Origin of the sequence: Microbacterium sp., from assembly GCF_036566905.1 — a bacterium.
GTDB lineage: Bacteria > Actinomycetota > Actinomycetes > Actinomycetales > Microbacteriaceae > Microbacterium.
In genome coordinates, this window is sequence record NZ_DATCVK010000057.1 from 1 (window position 1) to 3,089 (window position 3,089).

Below are 3,089 nucleotides of genomic sequence, written 5' to 3' on the forward strand. Positions count from 1 at the left end.
CACCGCCCGCTCCTCGCGCGAGCACGCGAGCGACCATGAGCTCGAGCTGGAGCCGGGGCGAAGTCGCGCCCGTCATGTCGTCGAGGGTGGCGATCACGAGGTCGGCGATGTGCGACAGGCGGGAGGTGCCGAAGGCGTCGGCCTGACGCTGCATGCGGGCGAGGTCTTCCGCCGACACGCCGCGCAGCACCGCGGCGGCGCCCTGACCGGTCGCCGACACGACGATGAGGTCGCGCAGGCGCTCGAGCAGGTCGTCGACGAACCGGCGCGGGTCCTGGCCCGTCTGCACGACACGGTCGACCGCGGCGAACGCGGCCGCGGCGTCGGAGGCGGCGAACGCGTCTACCACCTCGTCGAGCAGCTCGGCGTGGGTGTAGCCGAGGAGGGCGACGGCGCGGGCGTAGCTGACCTGGGCGTCCTCGGACCCGGCGATGAGCTGGTCGAGCAGCGACAGCGTGTCGCGCGGCGACCCGCCACCCGCACGCACGACGAGCGGCAGCACGCCCTTCTCCACCTCGACGCCCTCCTGCCCGCAGAGCTGCTCGACGTACTCGAGCATCGCGGCCGGCGGCACGAGGCGGAACGGATAGTGGTGCGTGCGGGAGCGGATGGTGCCGATGACCTTCTCGGGCTCGGTCGTGGCGAAGATGAACTTGACGTGGTCGGGCGGCTCTTCGACGAGCTTGAGCAGGGCGTTGAAGCCCTGCGGCGTCACCATGTGCGCCTCGTCGAGGATGAAGATCTTGAAGCGGTCGCGCGCCGGGGCGAACACGGCGCGCTCGCGCAGGTCGCGGGCGTCGTCGACACCGTTGTGGCTGGCGGCGTCGATCTCGACGACGTCGAGCGAGCCGCCACCGCCGCGGCCGAGCTCGACGCAGCTGTCGCAGGTGCCGCAGGGCGTGTCGGTCGGCCCCTGCGCGCAGTTGAGACAGCGGGCCAGGATGCGCGCCGACGTCGTCTTGCCGCACCCGCGCGGGCCGGAGAACAGGTAGGCGTGCCCGACCCGGTCGCTGCGCAGCGCCGTCATCAGGGGTTCGGTGACCTGAGACTGCCCGATCATCTCGCCGAACGACTCGGGCCGATAGCGGCGGTAGAGGGCGGTGGTCACTCCCCCAGCCTACGGCGTGACGCCGACATCGCGGTGGCCGCTCGCGCCGCCTGCTAGATTGCTCGGCAGTGACACGGGGTGCCCGCGCGGCGGGCTGAGAACACACCCGTCGAACCTGATCTCGATCATGCGAGCGAAGGGATGTCGCGATGAACGCGCGCACCGAACCCCACCTGTCCGCCCTCTCCCCCGCGGTCGCGCTGACGGCGCTGCGCGAGGCCTCGCCCTTGGTGCAGTGCATCACCAACGCGGTGGTGACGAACTTCACCGCCAACGCCCTCCTCGCCGTCGGCGCGGCTCCGGCGATGTGCGACATCCCGGGCGAGGCAGGGCTGTTCGCCGGCGTCGCCGACGGCGTGCTGGTCAACCTCGGCACCCCGACCGCGGAGCAGCGCGATGCCGCCCGCGAGGCTGTGCGTCACGCTTCCCGGTGGGTGCTCGACCCCGTGGCGGTGGGCGTGCTCCCGGTGCGCACGGCTCTCGCGGCCGAGCTGCTCGAGCACCGTCCGGCGGTCATCCGCGGCAACGCCTCCGAGATCCTGGCGCTGGCCGGCGAGGGTGCCGGCGGTCGCGGGGTCGATGCGACGGACGGAACGGATGCCGCCGCCGGCGCAGCGCGATCGCTCGCGCTGCGCGCGGGCGGCGTGGTCGCCGTGTCGGGCCCGGTCGATCTCGTCACCGACGGCGAGCGGGTCGTGCGCGTCCACGGCGGCGACGCGCTCCTCACCCGCGTCACCGGGGGCGGCTGCTCGCTCGGCGCGGTGATGGCCGCGCTGCTCGGTGTCTGCGCTCCGCTCGAGGCGGCGGTGGCGGCATCCGCCCTCTACGCGGTCGCCTCGGAACGGGCCGCGGCGCGCTCGGAGGGGCCGGGGTCGTTCGCCGTGGCGTTCCTCGATGCGCTCGACGCCGTGGCTGCGGCGCCCGCCGAACTCGATGCGCGCGTCGCCGACGCGCTCGCGGCTCGATGATCCGCCCCGTCGCGCGCCTCGCGGTGCATCTCGTGACCGACGACCGCGTGCCGTTCGACCGGCTGGTCGACGTCGTCGACGCCGCGGCGGGCGCAGGAGTCGACGTCGTGCAGCTGCGCGCCAAGTCCGTCAGTGCGCGCGAGCTGCTGCGGCAGGCGGTGACGATGTCGGACGTCATCGACCGCCGCTGCCTCCTGCTGATCAACGACCGCGTCGACGTCGCCGTCGCCGCGCGCGATGCGGGAGCGCGCGTCGACGGCGTCCACCTGGGCCAGGCCGACGTGGCGCCCGAGACGGCGCGACGCCTGCTCGGCGCGGACGCCGTCGTCGGATGGACGGCGAACTCGCCGGAGCACCGGGCCGCGGCATCCGCTCTGCGTTCCGGCACCGTCGACTACCTCGGCGTCGGCGTGATCCGGCCGACCCCGACCAAACCCGACCACCCGCCGGCGCTCGGCATCGACGGCTTCGCAGCGTTCGCGGCGAACACCACCGTGCCCTGCGTGGCGATCGGCGGAGTGCGCGTGAGCGACGTCGCACCGCTGCGGGAAGCCGGAGCAGCGGGTGTCGCGGTGGTCTCGGCGATCTGCGGGGCCGAAGATCCCGCAGCCGCGTCGCGCGCGCTCCGCAGCGCCGCCGATGCGCTCACGCTCGAGGCCGAGGCGGTCGCGCGGTGAGCGAGGTGTTCGTCGCGCAACCCGCGACCGCGCCGCAGCGCGCGCAGGCGATCCCGCGCGTGCTGAGCATCGCCGGCACCGACCCGACGGGCGGCGCCGGCATCCAGGCCGACCTCAAGTCCATCGCTGCGCTGGGCGGCTACGGCATGGCCGTGGTGACCGCCCTCGTCGCGCAGAACACGCGCGGCGTGCGCGAGGTGCACGTGCCGCCGACCGCGTTCCTCGCCGCACAGCTCGACGCCGTATCGGATGACGTCGAGATCGACGCGGTAAAGATCGGGATGCTGCAGTCGGTCCGGATCATCGGGACCGTGCGGGAGTGGCTCGGCCGCGTGC

Annotated in this window: 4 protein-coding genes and 1 riboswitch; of the genes, 3 read left to right on the forward strand and 1 reads right to left on the reverse strand. The window is 73.9% G+C overall.

What is annotated here, in order from left to right; all coding sequences use genetic code 11:
- A partial coding sequence (locus VIP82_RS04835; protein WP_331906206.1) for a DNA polymerase III subunit gamma and tau occupies nt 1-1,108 on the reverse strand: 1,108 nt, incomplete at its 3' end.
- Between the two features lie 64 nt (nt 1,109-1,172).
- Nucleotides 1,173-1,267, forward strand: a riboswitch (TPP riboswitch).
- On the opposite strand from VIP82_RS04835, the gene thiM reads away from it, so the two are divergent.
- The 3 genes from thiM to thiD all read left to right on the forward strand — a co-directional run.
- Complete coding sequence (gene thiM / locus VIP82_RS04840) at nt 1,258-2,076, forward strand: hydroxyethylthiazole kinase (protein WP_331906208.1); 819 nt, start codon at nt 1,258-1,260, stop codon at nt 2,074-2,076. Its footprint overlaps the riboswitch before it by 10 nt.
- Nucleotides 2,073-2,753: a thiamine phosphate synthase gene (thiE, locus tag VIP82_RS04845; protein WP_331906210.1), complete on the forward strand. Its 681-nt coding sequence runs from the start codon at nt 2,073-2,075 to the stop codon at nt 2,751-2,753. The genes thiM and thiE overlap by 4 nt, the downstream gene beginning before the upstream one ends.
- Nucleotides 2,750-3,089: bifunctional hydroxymethylpyrimidine kinase/phosphomethylpyrimidine kinase (gene thiD / locus VIP82_RS04850; protein ID WP_331906212.1), on the forward strand; the 340-nt coding region annotated here is incomplete at its 3' end. The genes thiE and thiD, both read left to right, overlap by 4 nt.